Origin of the sequence: Chryseobacterium culicis, assembly GCF_002979755.1 — a bacterium.
GTDB lineage: Bacteria > Bacteroidota > Bacteroidia > Flavobacteriales > Weeksellaceae > Chryseobacterium > Chryseobacterium culicis_A.
The window spans coordinates 1644169-1664011 of the sequence record NZ_PCPP01000001.1; the positions used below are offsets into that span (position 1 = coordinate 1644169).

The following is a 19843-nucleotide window of genomic DNA, read 5'->3' on the forward strand; positions in this document are numbered from 1 at the left end:
AGTATTTTGCTAATATACACTTTTTAAATTAATTTTAATTTTTAATAATCTTTTTTAAAAATTTGATAATAAAAAAAATTGTGCTTTATTTTGAAAAAAATTGTAAATGATGGAAAAAAAGTCACCTCACATTTTGAATGCTTCCAGCAATCTTTTAGGGTTTTCATTGATTATTATTACCTCATTGAAAATCTCTAAGATCAGTCAGAGTACGTATTTGGATGAATTTGCAGGATTTGCCTGTATTCTTTTTGCCTGCAGCTGCTTCTTTTCTTTTCTGGCGATCAGAACAAGAAATACAAAGCGGGAATACACGTTTGAGAATATTGCGGATTATTTATTTTTAATCGCTTTATTTTGTATAGTTCTAGCTGTTATTATTGTAACCCTAAAAATTATTTAATTTAAAATTTTCGCTCAATTACATAATCCAGCATAATATGTAACGACTTTCTTGCTTCAGAATCCGGAAATTCATTCAGAATGTTTTTCGCTTTCTGCTGGAAATCTTTCATGACCGTAATGGCATATTCCAATCCACCGGAGCTTTTCACAAATTCTATAAGCTCTTTTACACGTTTGGGATTGTTATTATAACGTTTTATGGTATCGAAATAGTACTTTCTATCCTTTTCGCTGGCTGCCTTCAGAGTATGAATTAAAGGAAGAGTCATTTTCTGTTCTTTAATATCAATTCCTACCGGCTTACCAATCACGTTTGAACTTAAATAATCAAAAAGATCATCTTTGATCTGAAATGCCATCCCGGTAAAGGTTCCAAAATCCATCATTTTTTTGGCAAGAGCCTCATCTGCATTGTTGGAAAGAACACCTATTTCACAGCATGCTGCAATCAGAGTCGCTGTTTTCTGACGGATAATTTCATAATACACCTCTTCAGTGATATCCAGTTTTCTGGCTTTTTCCAGCTGAAGAAGTTCCCCTTCGGACATTTCACGGATCGTTCTGGAAATTACCCCAAGCAGGTCATAATCTTTGTGATCTGTGGAGAGTAAAACTGATTTTGACAAAAGATAATCCCCTACCAAAACCGCAATTTTATTCTTCCAAAGTGCATTGATTGAAAAGAAATTACGACGTTTAAAACTTTCATCCACCACATCATCATGTACCAAAGTAGCGGTGTGGATCAGCTCAATCATAGAAGCACCACGATAGGTTTTTTCCGTCACTTCACCCACCAGTTTGGCACAAAGAAACACAAACATAGGACGCATCTGCTTTCCTTTGGTGGTAACAATAAAACGGGTTACTTTATCTAATAAAGCTACTTTACTCTGCATTGATTCATAAAACTTCTGTTCAAAAAGTTTCATTTCATCATTGATCGGTCGTTTAATCTCTTCTACGGTATTTGCCACAATCTGCGAATGCTGGGTGAATAATTATTAATTCTCACAAAGATAATTTTTTTCGCTCAATTTTAAGATAAAATTAATCTTTGAGTTGATCTTTCGGAATAAAATAAAAAGAGGGTTTTGTAGTTCCTAACGGAGATCTGAACTTTTCTCCGGAGATATACATGCCCGTTTCATCTACACTTATTCCTTCAATCTGTGCAAGGGAAAGTGCCGTTCCAAGGTAATAATGTTTGGGTTTTTCTTTAAAAAATATTCCGGGCTCTGTCTCTGTAAAGATGTCTAAAAAGACTTCTGTTTTCTTGGTATATCCTATTAAATAAAGCTTTTTATCAAAATAAGAGGCATCTGTAACTACAAAACCTGTTGTATAGGCTTCTATTTTTTCTGCCTTTTGCAGTTCTGAAATTTCAGGATCTACGATATAGTGTGAGGTTGCTTTTGAAGCCCATTCTTTGGTAAATATATGCAGCTTTCCATTCAAGTAGATCATGGCTTCTGCATCGAAGTCATTTTTTGTGTTTTTAGAGGTAAAATCAGTCTGTTCCGGATAATAAAAAAGAATTCTTGTTCCATCCAAAGCTCTTTCTGAACCGGGAATTTTCATGGTATTAGCTGTATCAATACGTCCGTAAGGAACTTTATAGATCATCAGATCTTTCCTTGTTCCTGCATTATTTCCGAAATCTCCGATATAAAAATTTTCCCCATCATTGGCCAAAGCCTCCCAGTCCGTATTGATTACATTGGTTTTCAGCGTTCTGATAATTTCGCCACTCTTTTTATCAATTTCAAAAAGTTCAGCAGCATTTCCACTGTCATTGAATGTGTACAGCTTTCCATTTAAAATATTCAGTCCTGAGGTTTCCTCAATTTTATCATCAAGATAACCTACTCTGTATTTTTTAATTTTCAGAAAATCGGTCTGCTGAGAAAATGCAGACTGGAAGACAAAAAGAGCAACAATCAGAAGAAGTTTTTTCATAGGACAAAAATAGGATTTTTATTCTGGGTGAGATGCGGGGTGCGGGTATTGAGTTGGAGAGTTGGAGAGCTTGAGTGAGAGATGAGATTCAAGTTTCGGGATTCGGGTTTGAGGGGAGCGAGTAGATTCCTATGGAATGACATAGTGTATGGATAAATTAAGCGTCATGTTTGTCATTCCGTAGGAATCTAAATATTGTATGTAGTGAATGGAAAAATTCTGGATTTTTGAAGAGATTTATTGTTTTGCTTATTGTCCGTTTTACTTTTTCTAACTTCTTAAAATAGAAAAGCGGACTAAAATAGCCCGCTTTTCCCTTAGATTTCTATTGATTTTAAATCAAAAGTTAAGCAGATTTCTGCTCTTTCTGATTTAGCTGTTGTTCTTTCTTTTTAGCCTGTTTTGCAAAATACTCTTTCTGGTATTGCTTTACTGTTTTTCCGGTCCCGTCATGTCTCCATCCCGGTGAATTGAAAATATAATTAATTCTGTCTGTGAATTTTAATCCCGGCTGTTTCAGATCTTTCCAGATTTTTCTCCATTCATAAAAAAGAACTGTATCCGGTCTGTTATCAGGCATTTTAGGATAGATTCCGTATTTTACAGGAATATTGGGATCTTCTTTCTGAAAGGTTCCGAAAATTTTATCCCAAATAATCAGACACATCCCCATATTTTTATCCAGGTATTTTACATTGCATGCATGATGTACACGATGGTGAGAAGGAGTCACCAGGATATATTCTAAAAATCCCATTTTCTTCACGGTCTGCGTATGCACCCATGTCCCATACACCTGCCCGATAGCGTATGCCACCATAATATGCCATGGATTAAATCCTAAAAAAGCGAGTGGTGAAAAATACAAATATCTGTAAAGCGGCTGTAGTACAGGGCTTCTGAATCCTGTGGTAAGATTGAAATATTCTGAACTGTGGTGCGTGATATGCACTGCCCAGAATGCTCTGGAACGGTGATCCACATAATGCAGCACATAATAGGCAAAATCTGTAATGATAAAGCATGCCAGCAGATACCATACACTAAGATCCCATGAAAAAAGTCTGTGATTGTAAAAGAAAAACATTACGCCCATGGCAAATGCTTTCATGATAAGGTCAAGACCAAAATTCATCAATGCCAGATAAACATTGGTAGCCAGATCTTTTCCACTATAGAGCTTAGCTTCTGAAACATGACTGTAAATCATTTCAGCTAAAATAACAGTAGCGTGCAGCGGGATAGCCCATGCATACACATTTTCCAGCCCATCCTCGCTCATTAGAAAATCCATCATCACAAAATAATTTGTGCAAAGGTAGGGCTTTAGCCCATGTTTTAAGAAAACCTTAGGCTTTTTTTAAGGAAATTTTAATCTGTTGTTTTGTTGGCCAACTGTCCGCAAGCCGCATCAATATCACCTCCACGGCTTCTTCTGACCATCACAGTAACCCCTGCATTTTCAAGCTGTCGGATATAATTTTCCTCTGCCTGTTTGTTGCACTGATCATATTTTCCGTCCCCGATCGGGTTGTATTGAATAAGGTTTACTTTTGAAGGCACCTGTTTGCAGTATTTGATTAAAGCTTTGATATCTTCATCCCCATCATTGATTCCTTTCCAGACACAATATTCAAAAGTAATGACAGAACCTGTCTTTTGATACCAGTACTGAAGCGCCTCCATAATATCCGTTAACGGGAATTTATCAGAGAAAGGCATGATCTCATTACGCTTGGCTTCAATAGCAGAGTGAAGAGATAAAGCAAGCTTCACACGCAATTCATCATCTGCAAGCATTTTGATCATTTTAGGAATACCGGATGTAGAAACGGTAATTCTTCTTGGAGACATTCCCAAACCTTCCGGCTGGGTAATTTTTTTGATGGCTTCCACTACGTTTTTGTAATTCATCATAGGCTCTCCCATACCCATAAATACGATATTGGAAAGTGGTCTGTCGAAATACATTCTGCTCTGGCTGTCAATCAGGGCTACCTGATCTACAATCTCAGCTACTTCAAGGTTTCTCATCCTTTTCAGTCTTGCTGTAGCGCAGAATTCGCAGTTTAATGAGCATCCTACCTGAGAAGATACACAGGCTGTTGTTCTTGTTTCTGTAGGAATAAGAACAGATTCCACCATCAGCCCGTCATGAAGTTTCACTCCGTTTTTGATGGTTCCGTCAGAGCTTTTTTGAAGAAGGTCTACGGAAACAGGGTTAATGGTATATTCTTCCGAAATTCTCTCACGCAGTGATTTGGAAAGATTCGTCATTTCGTCAATCGAATGGAGGTTTTTACTCCATAGCCAGTCATAGACCTGTTTCGCACGAAACGGTTTCTCTCCTAAAGATACGAAGTAGTCTTTAAGCTGGTCTAATGATAATGTACGGATATCTTTCATTGTAAGGTTGTAGATTTTAGGTGGCAGGTTGCAGATACTATTACCTGCAACCTTTTCCCTATTATCTTTTTTATAGAATTAACATTGCATCACCGTAAGAATAGAATTTATACTTTTCTTTTACGGCTTCTTCATAAGCATGCATGATGAAATCTCTTCCTGCAAATGCAGCAATCATCATAATCAAAGTAGACTTCGGTGTGTGGAAGTTGGTGATCATTGAGTTAGCAACTCCGAAATCATGAGGTGGATAAATGAATTTATTAGTCCATCCATTGAAAGCAGAGATTTTTTTGTTTGAAGAAACAGAAGTTTCCAATGCTCTCATGGTAGTAGTTCCTACTGCACAAACTCTTCTGTGAGTTTCTACTGCTTTGTTGATAATCGCAGCATTTTTCTCATCAATGATGATTTCTTCAGACTCCATTTTGTGCTTAGAAAGATCTTCTACCTCAATTGGGTTGAATGTTCCTAATCCTACGTGAAGGGTAACTTCAGCAAAATTAATTCCTTTAATCTCTAATCTCTTCATCAAATGTTTAGAGAAGTGAAGACCCGCTGTAGGTGCAGCCACCGCTCCTTCTACTTTTGCATAGATCGTCTGATATCTTTCTGCATCTTCCGGCTCTACTGCTCTTTTGATATATTTTGGAAGCGGAGTTTCTCCCAATTCTTTCAGTTTCGTTCTGAATTCGTCGTAAGAACCGTCGAATAAGAATCTTAACGTTCTTCCTCTTGAAGTCGTGTTATCAATAACTTCAGCTACCAAAGACTCATCTTCTGTGAAGAATAATTTGTTACCAATTCTGATTTTTCTTGCAGGATCTACCAAAACGTCCCAAACTCTGGTTTCTTTATCAAGTTCTCTTAATAAGAAAACTTCAATCTTAGCACCTGTTTTTTCTTTATTTCCGTAAAGACGTGCAGGGAAAACTTTAGTATTGTTGAAGATGAACAAATCTTCTTCATCAAAATAATCCACTACATCTTTGAATAATTTGTGCTCGATAGTTTGTGTTTTTCTATCAAGTACCATTAATCTAGCTTCGTCTCTGTGCTCTGATGGGTGTTCTGCTAATAATTCCGCAGGAAGATCAAAATTAAAATCTGATGTTTTCATTTTTTAAATTACGGTTTAAAAATTATTGAAATTACAAGGTGTAATTTTCGGAGTGCAAATATACGACATTGAATACCCCTTTGTCAAGTATTATTTACAATCAAATATAAAACCGTGATTTTACGGGGGTTTTTAAGGCTTAAAAATAGTATTTTTGAGAAAATTTAAATTCAATATGGAATCTGTAAGTAAAATATACTTCATTGATAATCCGTATCCTAATGGTCATAAAATTGAAACATTCAGCTGGAGCGGAAGGATTGATGAGTATGGATCTATCTGGTTTGATTTTCATCTAAAAACTGAAAATTATTATGCCGATGATGAGGAAAACAGTGAGGAAGAAAATGAAGATTTGTCTGACTGGGACTCCAAAATAGTGTGGGGAAATTATCACGCCTGCATATTATCGTCAAATTATTGGGGTGAAGAGAAAGGAATCAGAATTGATAAACCCGGTGAAAAACTGGACTTCGATACTGTTATTAAAAATGATCTTTTCAGTAATGATTTGCCGTCTGAAAAACATTTTGATGACGACAATCTTGCCTTCAATATGTATCTGCTGGGACATGACAGCTGTGCAGGTCATCACATCCGGTTCTTAAAAACAGGTGACCATCAGTATGATATCACATGGACAGGTAAAATAGCATTGACCTACGCGGGTGATGAGGAGTTTTCCCATGATTTCAAAGTACAAATCTTCAATGTTGAGTTCGAAGGTTTTCATTATCCTAAAACCTGGTCATTAGAAAAAGCAACTGAGATATTCAAAGCCAGACTCTCCAATTTTGAAGACTATGAATTTATAGATCTGAATCCTAAAAGTAACAAACGGGAGTATAAACTCGACAAACTAAAATAATAACACAGTAAAAACAACACATTAAAAATATTATAATGAGTAAATATTCAATAGAAGCATTTATCAACGAGACAAAAGAGAATCCGCAGCAAAGAGATTATTTTGAACTGGAAACAAAACATCTTCTTGAAATCAACCTTAATAACCAGGCGGTATGGACAAAAAAGGGAAGTATGGTAAGTTATGTGGGTAATATCAATTTTGAAAGACAAGGAATGCTAGCTGGAGGAATTGGAAATCTTTTGAAAAAAGCAATCAGTGGTGAAGGAAGCAAGCTCATGAAAGCAGAAGGAACCGGAAAATTATATGTAGCCGATTCCGGAAAGAAAGTCCGTATTCTTTATCTGAATAATGAATCAGTTTGTGTAAATGGAAATGACGTTCTTGCCCACGAACAAAGCGTAAAAAGTGATATCACCATGCTGAAAAGTATTGCAGGAATGATGTCCGGAGGACTTTTCCAGGTAAAGCTTTCAGGAACAGGTCATATTGCCATTACCACTCATGGAGATCCGCTGACTTTATTGGTAACTCCTGATACCCCAGTCTTCACTGATCCTAATGCCACTGTTGCATGGTCCGGAAATCTAAGCCCGGAACTGAAAACCAACGTTTCTCTCAAAAGTCTTATTGGCAGAGGAAGCGGAGAAGAATTCCAGATGAAATTTTCAGGACACGGATGGGTACTGATTCAGCCTTATGAAGAGGTGTATTATATGGAAAAATAAAACAGACAAACCTTAGAAGTGATTTAGAATTTTCGTAGTCATTAAAATTACAGCTCATGAATACTCTTATAAAGCTATTTTTCGTGATGATTATATTCCCTAATATAATGATTGCCCAAAAGACAAAGAAAAATTACGAATACCATATAGATCTGCTTCACCTGTCTAATGATGAAGTCCGGGTTTCATTTTCACCTCCAAAGAATAATCTTAAACAAGGTAAGTTTATTATTCCCAAATTGGTTCCCGGGTTTTATCAGGCTATGAATTTCGGACAGTATGTTTCTGATTTCACGGCCACCGATAAAAACGGAAAAAAAATCTTAACCGAGCGTTTGGATAAAAACAGCTGGATGGTTCATGATCTTAAGAATGTAAAGAAAATATCATATCAGGTAGCTGATGGATGGGATTCTTTGGAAAAGAATAATCAGGAAGCGAAGTCTCCGGGCACGATGTTTAAAAAAGACAGTGTCTTTGTCATCAATTATAATTCTTTGGTGGGATATTTTGAAGAAATGAAAGGTAATCCCTACCAGATTAAGGTTACAAAAAACAAGGGTTTTTATGCTTCTTCTGCTTTAAATTATCAACAGAAAAATAAAAACACCGATATAGTTTGGGCTAAAGATTACCGCCAATTGGTAGATTCTCCTGTTTTATACTGCGTTCCCGATACTACATGGATCAAAATAGGCCATACCGAAGTACTCGTATCATTTTATAACAATAAAGAGCGCCATTATTCAAAAATAATAGCCCGTGAAATAGAGAATATTTTGAAAAATCAGCAAGCCTATCTGGGTGGAACATTACCGGTCAATAAATACGCTTTTCTGATCTATTATGAATCTTCAAATGAAAATGGATATTTGGGAGACGGACTGGAACATTCTCATTCTACCTTGTGTCTGTACCGTGCCGGAAGTATGAAATTTCTTCCCCATGCTTTAAACAGAGTGGCCTCTCATGAATTTTTTCATATTGTTACTCCTCTCAATATTCATTCTGGGGAAATTCAGCATTATGACTTCCTGAACCCTGTCATGTCTAAACATTTGTGGCTATATGAAGGGATGACAGAATATGCGACCATACACATGCCCATCAAACAAAAAATGATCAGCCTGGAAGATTTTGAAAAAAGTTTGGAAGAAAAAATACAGGGCATGAAGGAGTTTGACAATAAACTGTCCTTTACGGAAATGAGTAAAAACTCAATGGAAAGACAGGACCAGTATATGAATTTCTATCAGAAAGGAGCATTGCTCGGAGCATGTCTGGATATAAGACTAAGAGAACTTTCTCATGGAAAAATGGGAACCCAGGATCTGATGCAGATGCTTATGAAAAAATATGGTGAAGGTAAATATTTCAATGATGATCATCTTTTTGATGAGATTACCAAAATGACTTATCCTGAAATACGCACTTTCTTCAGAGATTTTGTAGAAGGTACCCAACCTATTCCATTGAAAGAATATCTGGAAAAAGCAGGTTTTAATTATGATGAAGCTACCGGAAAAGTAACCTCTTTCCCCAATCCGGATTCAAAGCAAATTGCACTAAGAAAAGCCTGGATCAATCAATAGATTTTTAGATAAAATGGCAAAAAGGCAAAAGATAAATGAAGATACTCTCCTACTCTCAAACCTTTTCATCCCAAAAACTCTAAAATTCTTTTCCAAACAATAAATATATAATATATAGATTCCTACGGAATGACAAAGTGAGCGGATACATAAAGTGCTTAGGTTGTCCATTCCGTAGGAATCTATACTCTTACAATTTCAACGCTCTTACTCTAAAACACTCTTATTCTAAAACCTTCTAACTCGCATCCCGCACCCCGTAACTCATAAACCCTCCCACTTAATATCTCTCACGCCATCGGGATTTACAAAAGTTTTAATATATTTAAGAAAAAAATAGATGGACAATAGCAATTCCCGCAGGAACTTTCTTAAGACAGCAGCTTTAGCAAGCTTTGGGGCACTGGTTTTACCCAATTCTTTATTTGCCTATTCAAATGATTTTAAAACAGATAAAAAAGTCCGCGTCGGTTTTATCGGTGTCGGTCTTCGTGGTCAGGAACATGTAAAATTACTGGCAAAACGTAACGATGTAGAGATTGTAGCCTTTGCAGATCCTGAAAAAAGGATGCTCGCTGCTTCTCAGAAAATCTTAAAAGACAATAATAAACCGGCTGCTCAGGAGTTTTCCAACGGGGAATATGACTATCGAAATCTTTTAAAATTAAAATCAATAGACGCTGTGGTTATTGCGACGCCTTGGGAATGGCATCTTACACAAGGTGTGGAAGCTATGCGCGCTAAAAAAATTGTGGGCATGGAAGTTTCCGGAGCCATAAAGCTTCAGGACTGCTGGGAATTTGTAAAGGTATATGAGGAAACAAAAGTTCCTATCTTCATGATGGAGAATGTATGTTACCGCAGGGATATCATGGCCATTCTGAATATGGTCCGTAAAGGAATGTTTGGGGAACTGGTACATGGAAGAGGTGGCTATCAGCATGATCTGAGAGGTGTTCTTTTCAATGATGGAGTTAATCCATACAATTCCGGTGCTGAATTTGGAGAAAAAGGATTCAGTGAGGCCAAATGGAGAACAGAACATTATGTAAAACGTAACGGAGAGCTTTACCCTACCCATGGATTAGGTCCGGTTGCCATGATGATGGATATCAACAGAGGAAACCGTTTAACAAGACTGTCATCATTCTCATCAAAAGCAATAGGACTTCATAAATATGTTGTTGAACATCCAAAAGGTGGAGAAAACCATCCTAGCGCGAAAGTAAAATTCAATCAGGGAGATGTGGTAACCACACAGATTGCCTGTGCCAACGGAGAAACCATCCTTCTTACGCATGATACAAGTTTACAGAGACCTTATGATCTTGGTTTCAGAGTTCAGGGAACTGAAGGATTGTGGCAGGATTTCGGATGGGGAGATTTCAACCAGGGACATATCTATTTTGAAAAAACAATGAACCATACCCATCGTTGGGACAATACGGAAAAATGGATGAAAGAATATGATCATCCGATGTGGAAGAAATTTGAAAATGTTGCTGCCGGAGCAGGACATGGCGGAATGGACTTTTTTGTCATGAATACGTTTATTGAATGTATCAAACGAAATATAGAATTCCCGATGGATGTGTATGATCTTGCGTTATGGTATTCAATTACCCCATTGAGTGAAGAGTCTATTGCCAAAGGTGGTCAGGTAGTTGATATTCCTGATTTTACCAATGGAAAATGGAAAACCCGTAAACCTGTATTTGGAATGACCGATGAGTTCTAAGAAAACATTACTCATATTAGCAGGCGGATTAGGCAGCAGATATAAAGGTCTCAAACAGATAGATGGAGTACTCGGTAACGGTTCGCCGATTTTGGAGTATTCTATCTTTGACGCATTGGAGGCTGGTTTCCAGAAAGTAGTCATTATCGTCAACAAGCTTATTCCTCAAAATTATATGGAAAGACTCAATGCCATTTCAAAGAGTAAAAATTTTGAACTGCATTGGGTATATCAGGAAATAGACAGCATTCCTATTTCATTGGAAGGTTTTGATTATCCTGACCGAGAAAAACCATGGGGAACTGCTCATGCTGTTCTTTGTGCCAAATATTCGATACAGGAGCCTTTCGTGATGATCAATGCAGATGATTTTTATGGAAAAGAAGCCTATCAGCTGGCGGCTCATGAAATTAACCATCATCATATTTCAGATACCCAGTTGGGAATGATTGCTTATCCTGTAGGTACAACATTGAGTGGAAACGGAGCTGTAGCCAGAGGAATATGTACGCTGGATTCAGAAAATAATCTGATTAAAGTAGTGGAACAAACATCTATTCAAAGAATAAACAACTCCATCGTTTACATTGAAAACGGAGAAAATATAAAATTGGTTCCTGACACCTTAGTATCCATGAACTTTTTTATTTTCCATCCTCATATTTTCTGCTATCTGGAGGCTTATTTCTATGATTTCATCGAATCTGATCCCTTACCGAGTCAGGAGTTTTATATTCCTTCTGCCGTACAGAGAATGATGGATGAAAACAGAGTAAAAGTAAAGGTAAAAGCCTCTCCTTCTCAATGGATGGGAGTTACCTATGCTGATGATAAAAAGGAAATTATAGATTTTCTGACTTCAGAGATCAACAACAACAGATACCCGGAAGATTTATGGAGCTAAATGATATTGTTATTGAATTTATCGGCACGGATAATTATGAACTCTCTCCTATTACTGATGGATTGATCAACACAACTTACCTTCTGGAAGATAAGGATCAGGGAAAGAAGTTTATCCTGCAAAAAATTAACAATCATGTGTTCAAACAGCCTGATGTGATCGTCAATAATCATTTAATGATTAATGAAATTCTCAGATCAAATAATTATCAGTTTCAAATTATTGAGCCTATCCCTTCTCTTACCCAGAAACTTCTGTTAGAGGATACAAATGGCCAGCCATGGCGCATGCTAAGTTTCATAGAAAATAGTGTTACTTTTCTTACCGCTCCTTCTTTGCCAACGGCTTTTGAAGCAGCTAAAACCTTCAGTTATTTCCTTACCGTTGTTAATACTGAACAATTACCCGCTCTTGAAGATGCCCTTCCTAACTTCCTCAATTTTGAGAAGAGAGTTGCAGATTATAAAAGTTCACTAAAAAATGCAGCCCCTCATTTAAGAGAAAAAGCAAAGGCTGAAATAGAAATCACCAACCAGCTTCTGTCCTTGCCTGATCAATGGATTGAGATGGAAAAAAACAATCAGATCCCCAAAAGAATCATTCATGCAGATGTAAAAATCAGTAACATTCTCTTTGATCAAAATCACAGTCCGTTAGCTGTAATCGATCTGGATACCATGATGATTTCTACTATTTTGTATGATTTTGGAACGATGATCCAGTCCTACACCAATACAACACATGAAGATGACGGAAGTGCCCAAAACAATTTCAATCCTGAAATGTATGAGGCTGTAAAAAAAGGTTTTTTATTCTATCTCAAGGAAAAACTGACTTCCACAGAATCTGACAACCTTGATTATGCTGCACAAGTCGCTATTTATATTCAGGAGCTTCGTTTTTTAACCGATTATCTGAATGGAAGTGTTTATTATTCTACGAAATACCCTGAGCATAATTTAGACCGGACTAAAAACCAACTGGAGCTGTTGAAAGGATTGAGAGAATATTTGGGAGTTTGAGAGTGGGAGGGTTTGAGAATAATAAAGTAAAAACAGATTCCTACGGAATGACAAAGTGTACGGATAGATAAAGCGTTCCGTTTGTCATTCCGTAGGAATCTATGCTCTTACAACTCAAACTCTCCCACTCTCAAACTCATTACCCCCGAATCCCGCAACTTATCTTAAAATCCAAGATTCGTCACCAAAAAAATTACGTACAATGCTGAGACTCCTACGGAGTGACAAAGTGTACGGATAGATAAAGCGTTCCGTTTGTCATTCCGTAGGAATTTATGCTCTTACAACTCAAACTCTCCCACTCTCAAACCCTCTAACCCGAATCACGAAATTCATCCCAAAAACTCCAGAATTCTTTTCCATTCTTCCAGTTTCTTTTCAAAGGAAACAGTGTGGAGTGGACTTGTAGAAGGCAATAGAAAGATGGGTCGTTTATAATTTTTTCCAAGCACTTTCTGTAAATTTTTGTAGGATTTTCCTCCATTGCAAAAAATAGCTTTAACATTCGGATGTTCTTCCAACAGTTCAGCAATCTGATTCGCTTCTTCATTTTTGATTTCGGAATCAAGACTTCCTTTTCTCTCACAGGAATCAATGACATCCCAAAGAGCAATACGATGTTTCTTTATCGTTTCAATTCTTTGAGTATAATCATGAGTAAATTCTTCGTTCAGCAATTCAAAAATGATTTTCCAGAATTTGTTTTGAGGATGAGCATAATATTGCTGCTTTTCCAATGATTTCACCCCGGGAATTGATCCTAAAATTATAATATCAGACTGAGAATCAATGATGGGTGGAAATGAAGAAATACGGTTTTGCATATTCAAATATAGAGATTTAAATTATTTTAATCTGGCTGGAAGCTGGGAGTTTGAACAAGAAAGTTATTGAGGTTATGAAAACGGGTTGTCCCTATTTTCATCTTTTAAAACAGTGATATCATTAATGTATGGTACCCTCTATAAATATTAAGATTAACAGCCACTTCCTGCTTCCAACAACCTGAATTTAATTCCCTTAAACAACTCAGGTTATTTAGATTTTGGCTAAAGCCATTGGATATTTTTCATAAAAAAAGCGGGCTAAAGCCCGCTCCTATTGATATTTATTTTTATTGATCTTATAAAGTTTCCTTCAGCCAATCAAAGAATTCTCTCTGCCATACCAATCCGTTTTGTGGATGAAGTACCCAGTGGTTTTCATTCGGGAAGTAAACCAGTTTAGATTTCAATCCTCTTAATTTTGCTGCCTGGAAAGCTTCCTGACCCTGCTCATAAGGAACACGGAAATCAATTCCTCCCTGAACGATCATGATAGGCTTATTCCATTTTTCTACAAAATTGCTTGGGTTGAATTCTGTATACGCTTTTGGAAGCGGTTTCTCCCATGGAGAACCAAGATCCCAGTTTGCAAACCAAAGTTCTTCCGTAGTCAGATACCATGACTTCATATCAAATAATCCGTCATGAGCGATGAAGGTCTTGAATCTGTTTTCATGGATTCCTGCCAGCATAAATACACTGTATCCTCCGTAGCTTGCTCCTACAGCCGCTACTCTGTCACCGTCTACATAAGGTAAAGTTTTCGCAAAATCTGTTGCTGCCAGATAATCTCTCATCGGCTGTCCACCCCAATCTTTTGAAATATCTTCATTCCATTTTGTTCCCCATCCTGGCATTCCTCTTCTGTTTGGTGCTACCACGATATAATCATTAGCTGTCATTAAAGCAAAGTTCCATCTTACGCTGAAATATTGCGTCAATGCAGATTGTGGTCCTCCCTGACAATACACCAATGTTGGATATTTTTTATTAGGATCAAAGTTCGGTGGATAGTGGAACCAAACTCCCATTTCCTTTCCATCTGAGGTTTTCACCATTTTAAGTTCAGATTTCCCTTGAGCTAGCTTAGCATAAGTATCTTTATTAGCTTCAGTCACCTGCTTCATTTCTCCGTTTTTAACGTTTACAGAGAACAATTCTGTGGCATGGTTTACATCTGTTCTTCCTACTAAAAGTGAAGATTTATTATCTGTAAAGATTTCATTAACGTCAAAATCTCCTTTGGTAATCTGCTGTACTTTTGCTGATTTGGAATCCAGTGAGAAAAGTTGTTTTGTTCCTCTGAATGCAGCCGTAAAGTAGATTGTTTTTGAATCTGCTCCCCAAAGTACATCTCCGGAAACACTTTCGTCCCAGCCAGAAGTAAGATTCGTGGTCTTCCCAGACTTCCAGTCCAGAATTTTCACATCATTTTTATCTGCTTCATATCCATCTCTGGCCATGCTCTGCCAGATCAAAGATTTTCCATCCGGGCTGAATTTTGGATTAAGATCATATCCTTTGTTTGATTCTGTAAGGTTTTTGGTGATACCTGAAGCTAAATCGTAAGCAAAGATATCTGTATTGGTACTTGTAGCGTACTCTTTTCCGCTTTTAGGCTTTGTAACATATAAAAGCTGTGCAGAATCCGGGCTCCAGATAAAATCTTCAGCACCTCCAAAAGGTCTCTGAGGAGAATCCCAGGTTTTTCCTTCCAAAAGATCTTTTGCTCCTTCTACTTTATCAGCAGTATTCACTACAAATACATGGTTATATTTTCCTTCATTGAAATAATCCCAGTGTCTGTGGTTCAGATCTGTGTAAACCTGAGCAGTAGTTTTAGGAGTATCACTGAATTTATCTTTCCCCATCACTTTTTCTACCAATACCTGCTTGCTGAAAGCAATTTTCTTCCCATCCGGAGAAATTACAACGTTATCAGCCTCACCAATCGTATAAAATTCTGTCCAGGTTTTTCCGGCATCTTTAGAAAGATAGATTTTATCTCCTTCCTGAGCATAAATTCCGTTTTTATCCCATTGAATAAGGGCTTTTTTACCGAAATCAATTTTAGAAGACTGATGATTAAGAACATTCAGAAAATAGTTCTCATTTTTCGTTTTCTCTGTTTTCAGATCTACCTGCCCTACTTTATAGATAAGGGAACCCTGATCTGGTGAAACTGCCTGTACCCCAACTTTTTTCAAAGTCCAAAGAATTTCAGGCGTCATTACTTGTTGTGCATTCATTAAAAGCGGAGCTGCCAAAGCCAGCAGACTGTACTTAAGTTTCATATGTTGATATTCATTTTTTAACGGATCTATGAAATCGCAGAGATTTAATAAAATCCTTTTATTAAATTCAAAGATTGCCAAAGTTAATATTTAAAATAAAAATGGACGAAAAAATTAACATTTAAGTTTCCTAATATTGAAAATAAATAATTAATGGGTAGACGAATTTTTATTAATTTTAGAAAAACTAAACTAATACCCATTTTACATGAAAAAATTTCTCCTTTTTTCTTCAATTTTTGTGTCTTGTTTCTTTTTTTCACAGCTGACGATAAGTCCCGTTGGCACTCATTATTATAATCCATATCAGGCTACTCTTTCAGGCAACGGAACTATTTATTATACTACGGACGGAAGCACACCGACACTAACTTCCAGCTCAGCAACCAACAACGTACAGGTTCTTATTGATCAGAATAAAGAAATCAAGGCTTTTCTTGTTAACGGACAGGGAAATACCTCTACCATCATCAGTAAAAAATACTATACAGGAAATATACCTGAAGCTGTTATTTATTTTAAAGCTCCTTCTGCATGGACAGCCGGAAGCTGTATAATGATCGATATGGTAGCTCCAAATTCCATTGACGGACAAGTTATTGATACTTTGTGGCCCGGAATAGCAATGCAGCCGGCAGGATGTGAATCCTGGTACAAGATTACCAGAAATTTTGAAAGTGCTCAGGTAAGTTTTAATAATTGTTTTCTCTTTGAAAACTTTCCACAAGCAATCACTACGAATTTAATTCCGATGGGAAGCACTTTATATTATGATTTTACAGACGGAGTAATAACAACTCCGCCATCATGCTTATTTTTAGCGAGTCATGAAATGCAGTCAAAAAGCAACAATGTTTTAATCAAAGTTTACCCAAATCCGGTTTCAGATATTTTAAAAGTAAATACCGACCGGAACTTTCAGGAATATGAGATCATAGATGGAAATGGAAGAATGGTTGTAAAAAATCAGTTTGTAAAAAAAATTTCTATTCATCAACTTATTGCAGGAAATTATTTTCTAAAACTGAAAGATTTAAAGGGAGATCTGGTATTGCTGAAGTTTATTAAAAAATAGAAAAATCCGCTCAATGAGCGGATTTTTATTTTGATCTGTTATGATTTTAATTACTCTCCATCTGAGAACATTGAGTTCGCCAGAGAGGTTACGATTGACAATAATATACTGAATATAAATGCCCACCAGAAACCATCTACCACCATGCTGTCTATGAAATAATCTGCAATCAGGATAATCCCTGCATTAATTACAAGGGCAAAGAACCCTAAGGTAAGGATCGTTAACGGAAGGCCGAACAGACTTAAAATAGGCTTTACAAATATGTTAAGAACCCCAAGTACAATCGCAAAGATGATCGCTGAAGAAAATCCTTCAAAATGTACTCCCGGTAAAATTTTTGTTAAAAGATAAGCTACAATTGCTGTTACAAATAATCGGATAATTAAGTTCATTGAGTTATTTTTTAATGTTTATGCAGTGTAAGGAGCAAAAGCCATTCCATTCCAGAAAAAAGAATTCTTTGAAACCCTTTATTTAAGGAATATTTTGTCTTTTATTTCCCGTAATGTCTTATTTTATTTTCATCATGGTGACTAATGAGGTTGCTACATGACTTTCCGAGTCCGAACCTTCAGTCTGAACATAAATTTCCGTTCTCACAACAACAATTTTACCTCCACCTTTGATAACGTAAGATTTTGAAACCAAAGCATCACCCATCGCAGGACGAAGATAATTCACTTTCAACTCAACGGTCACTACATAGCAATCTTCCGGATAATGGCTCACAGCGGCATATCCTGAAGAAACATCAACCAAAGAAGCGATCATTGCTCCGTTAAACATTCCTGCTTTTCTGGTCATCATTTCCATTTTAGGAATCTTCATGGATATAAAATCGGTTTCTACTCCCAGCAGTTCTGCTTTGTAGAATTTCAAGGTTTCCGAACGGTTGAAGCTGTCTGTGATGAGTTTTCTTTTCTCTGGTGTCATTACTTTTGAATTTGAATGTAAAGGTAGAAATTGATTTAAAGATTAAAGAATTTAAAGATTAAAAATTTCCAGTGGCAGGAAGCTTTGAGGGAACTGATATAAACTTATGCTGCTCTTTGATCTCTATATGAATATTTAAACCTTATAGGTATTGAAAACCTGTAACGTTTTGTTGTGTGTCGTTTTGTTCAGCAATAATCAAAATTTTTCAGTTCAAAAGGTTAGATTTGCAGGAAAGCTTTATGATGGGTTTAAAAAGGTTTTTACAACTTTTAGGTTTACTGGCAGGATTCTGGTTTCAGGCACAGACATTACATTTGTATGGCGGTGCAGATCAGGATCAGTATCTGGGATGCCTAAACTGTGATAATTTTGATAAAAATTCGATCTGGAATAAGTTCAGCGATTACGGAAATGTCTTCAGTTCAAAATCCATCTGGAATCCATATGGAAATTATGGGAGTACCTACAGCGCCTATTCTCCATGGAATTCCTATGCTTCTTATCCTCCGGCAATTCTGGATCAGGACGGAAATTTCTTTGGGTTTCTTACTTTGAATCCTTATAAATCGGATAGATCAGAACTGGAACTGGCAGTTATTTTATGTAAGCATCATGAAGAGATTAAAAGTGATGTTGGAGGCTGGTATGAGAGGTTATTCCGGTAACCTATGAATTCTCACTTCTTCTCTTGGAATATTTATATAAAAGACTGTGAAAACATAAGGCTGGATTCCTACGGAATGACAAGTATACCGCTTAGTTTATTCACATAGTTTGTCATTCCGTAGGAATCTAACCTGTGTAAATTAAGCTTTTCAGAGAATGACTGTGTATATTTGTTGTTGACTCGTTTTTACAGAGCAAATTGTTTAACTTTTCATAGTATTGAATTCAAAAAAGAAATTCCTTCATTATGCTGAATGATTACAAAAAACACGAACTGTTTGGAAAACCTTTATTACAGAAGATTGATCTTAAAGCGCCATTCAGATCTGATTTCCCGGTTTCTGAGCAGGCTTGTTTTCTGTATGTTATTAAAGGAGAATTTCAATATAAAACAGCAGAACAGGAGTTTACTATTTCGGCTAATTATTCGCTGTTTCTTAATTGTATCAGCTCCGGAAAGTATATTCAAAACTCAGAATCGGAGGAGCATTGTGAAATCGTCATCGTTACTTTCTATCCGGATATTCTGAAAAGAATCTATGACAGAGAGCTGCCTGTATTGCTGCAAAAACCTGCAAATATGGTCTCGAACCAATCCAATGAGAAAATAAATAATGATTTTCTGATTCAAAAATATGTAGAAGGACTGCTCTTCTATTTTGAAAATCCTTACCTCGTTAATGAAGATATATTAATTCTTAAATTAAAAGAAATTATGTTGTTGCTGGCTCAATCCCAGAATGCTAAAGCTATTCAGCTGATCCTGTCACAACTGTTTTCTCCCACAACTTATTCTTTCAAGCAGATCATTGAGGCTAATTTATTTTCACAGCTCACCATTGAACAACTTGCGGAGCAAAGCAATCTGAGCCTATCATCCTTCAAAAGAGAATTCAACAAGTTATATAATGATACGCCCGCCAACTATATAAGAAACAAAAAGCTGGAAAAAGCGGCCGAACTGCTTTTAGTATCAGATGAACGGATTACTGATATTGCATTCGAATGTGGATTCAATGATCTGGCTACTTTTACAAAAAACTTCAGTGATAAATATCGTGTCACTCCTTCAAATTACCGCCAGGAACAAAAGGGGAAATAATTGAGGAGATTTTTAGGTAATACCACCGCTATTTCTTATTTCCATAAGGAATGTTTCTTTCTGGACCAAAATCTCAAATTCTTGAACTAAATCACAAAATCATTTCTGCCTATCTATCGCAAATTTGTACCATCAGTTACAGGGAACAGAAATATACCTGTCATTACCACTGAAAATGTATCAATTTAAAATACGATCAAT

At 36.5% G+C, this 19843-nt stretch carries 19 protein-coding genes; 10 read left to right on the forward strand and 9 right to left on the reverse strand.

The features are described from left to right. The first annotated feature begins 109 nt into the window (after positions 1-109). Complete coding sequence (locus CQ022_RS07535; RefSeq protein ID WP_105681786.1) at positions 110-403, forward strand: hypothetical protein; 294 nt, start codon at positions 110-112, stop codon at positions 401-403. Between the two features lies 1 nt (position 404). On the opposite strand, the gene CQ022_RS07540 is transcribed toward CQ022_RS07535, so the two are convergent. The 5 genes from CQ022_RS07540 to queA all read right to left on the reverse strand — a co-directional run bounded on the left by CQ022_RS07540 (position 405) and on the right by queA (position 5890). Continuing rightward, a complete protein-coding gene (locus tag CQ022_RS07540) occupies positions 405-1382 on the reverse strand; it encodes a polyprenyl synthetase family protein (protein ID WP_105680828.1) in 978 nt (325 codons plus the stop codon). Between the two features lie 73 nt (positions 1383-1455). Continuing rightward, positions 1456-2364 carry a hypothetical protein gene (locus tag CQ022_RS07545; RefSeq protein WP_105680829.1) on the reverse strand — a complete coding sequence of 303 codons (909 nt, stop codon included), beginning with the start codon at positions 2362-2364 and terminating at the stop codon, positions 1456-1458. A 346-nt stretch (positions 2365-2710) separates the two neighbouring features. Then, a complete protein-coding gene (locus CQ022_RS07550; RefSeq protein ID WP_105680830.1) occupies positions 2711-3661 on the reverse strand; it encodes a sterol desaturase family protein in 951 nt (316 codons plus the stop codon). A 74-nt stretch (positions 3662-3735) separates the two neighbouring features. After that, positions 3736-4770 (reverse strand): 23S rRNA (adenine(2503)-C(2))-methyltransferase RlmN, encoded by a 1035-nt coding sequence (gene rlmN / locus CQ022_RS07555; protein WP_105680831.1) that lies wholly within the window; start codon positions 4768-4770, stop codon positions 3736-3738. Between the two features lie 70 nt (positions 4771-4840). Then, positions 4841-5890 (reverse strand): tRNA preQ1(34) S-adenosylmethionine ribosyltransferase-isomerase QueA, encoded by a 1050-nt coding sequence (queA, locus tag CQ022_RS07560; RefSeq protein ID WP_079242405.1) that lies wholly within the window; start codon positions 5888-5890, stop codon positions 4841-4843. A gap of 154 nt (positions 5891-6044) precedes the next feature. Between queA and CQ022_RS07565 the strand changes: the two genes are divergently transcribed. The 6 genes from CQ022_RS07565 to CQ022_RS07590 all read left to right on the forward strand — a co-directional run bounded on the left by CQ022_RS07565 (position 6045) and on the right by CQ022_RS07590 (position 12742). After that, on the forward strand, positions 6045-6758 hold the full coding sequence (locus CQ022_RS07565) for a hypothetical protein (RefSeq protein ID WP_123864400.1): 714 nt from the start codon (positions 6045-6047) through the stop codon (positions 6756-6758). A 35-nt stretch (positions 6759-6793) separates the two neighbouring features. Beyond that, the gene (locus tag CQ022_RS07570) at positions 6794-7486 is read left to right on the forward strand and encodes an AIM24 family protein (RefSeq protein WP_105680833.1); all 693 of its coding nucleotides are present in this window, start codon (positions 6794-6796) and stop codon (positions 7484-7486) included. A 56-nt stretch (positions 7487-7542) separates the two neighbouring features. Continuing rightward, positions 7543-9078, forward strand: coding sequence for a peptidase M61 (locus tag CQ022_RS07575; protein ID WP_105680834.1), 1536 nt, complete (start codon positions 7543-7545; stop codon positions 9076-9078). 340 nt (positions 9079-9418) lie between these two features. Then, positions 9419-10816 carry a Gfo/Idh/MocA family protein gene (locus CQ022_RS07580; protein WP_105680835.1) on the forward strand — a complete coding sequence of 466 codons (1398 nt, stop codon included), beginning with the start codon at positions 9419-9421 and terminating at the stop codon, positions 10814-10816. Continuing rightward, entirely contained in the window at positions 10806-11720 is a 915-nt protein-coding gene (locus CQ022_RS07585) for a sugar phosphate nucleotidyltransferase (protein ID WP_105680836.1), read from the forward strand. Before CQ022_RS07580 ends, CQ022_RS07585 begins: the two co-directional genes overlap by 11 nt. Next, the gene (locus tag CQ022_RS07590) at positions 11711-12742 is read left to right on the forward strand and encodes a phosphotransferase enzyme family protein (protein WP_105680837.1); all 1032 of its coding nucleotides are present in this window, start codon (positions 11711-11713) and stop codon (positions 12740-12742) included. Before CQ022_RS07585 ends, CQ022_RS07590 begins: the two co-directional genes overlap by 10 nt. A gap of 332 nt (positions 12743-13074) precedes the next feature. Here the strand turns inward: CQ022_RS07590 and CQ022_RS07595 are convergent, their stop codons facing one another. Both CQ022_RS07595 and CQ022_RS07600 read right to left on the reverse strand, forming a co-directional pair. After that, a complete protein-coding gene (locus CQ022_RS07595) occupies positions 13075-13566 on the reverse strand; it encodes a DNA-deoxyinosine glycosylase (protein ID WP_105680838.1) in 492 nt (163 codons plus the stop codon). 299 nt (positions 13567-13865) lie between these two features. Next, positions 13866-15860, reverse strand: coding sequence for a S9 family peptidase (locus CQ022_RS07600; RefSeq protein ID WP_105681787.1), 1995 nt, complete (start codon positions 15858-15860; stop codon positions 13866-13868). A 208-nt stretch (positions 15861-16068) separates the two neighbouring features. Between CQ022_RS07600 and CQ022_RS07605 the strand changes: the two genes are divergently transcribed. Then, complete coding sequence (locus tag CQ022_RS07605) at positions 16069-16935, forward strand: FN3 associated domain-containing protein (RefSeq protein ID WP_105680839.1); 867 nt, start codon at positions 16069-16071, stop codon at positions 16933-16935. Positions 16936-16985: 50 nt separating this feature from the next. Here CQ022_RS07605 and CQ022_RS07610 read toward each other — a convergent pair whose 3' ends face one another. Continuing rightward, positions 16986-17330, reverse strand: coding sequence for a phage holin family protein (locus tag CQ022_RS07610; protein WP_105680840.1), 345 nt, complete (start codon positions 17328-17330; stop codon positions 16986-16988). Between the two features lie 118 nt (positions 17331-17448). Beyond that, entirely contained in the window at positions 17449-17871 is a 423-nt protein-coding gene (locus tag CQ022_RS07615) for a PaaI family thioesterase (RefSeq protein WP_079242415.1), read from the reverse strand. 242 nt (positions 17872-18113) lie between these two features. Here CQ022_RS07615 and CQ022_RS07620 point away from each other — a divergent pair, with 242 nt between their 5' ends. Together CQ022_RS07620 and CQ022_RS07625 are read left to right on the forward strand one after the other, a co-directional pair. Further along, positions 18114-18539: a hypothetical protein gene (locus tag CQ022_RS07620; protein ID WP_228421487.1), complete on the forward strand. Its 426-nt coding sequence runs from the start codon at positions 18114-18116 to the stop codon at positions 18537-18539. Positions 18540-18787: 248 nt separating this feature from the next. Then, positions 18788-19642, forward strand: a complete 855-nt coding sequence (locus CQ022_RS07625) for a helix-turn-helix domain-containing protein (RefSeq protein WP_105680842.1) — start codon at positions 18788-18790, stop codon at positions 19640-19642. Positions 19643-19843: the final 201 nt, after the last annotated feature.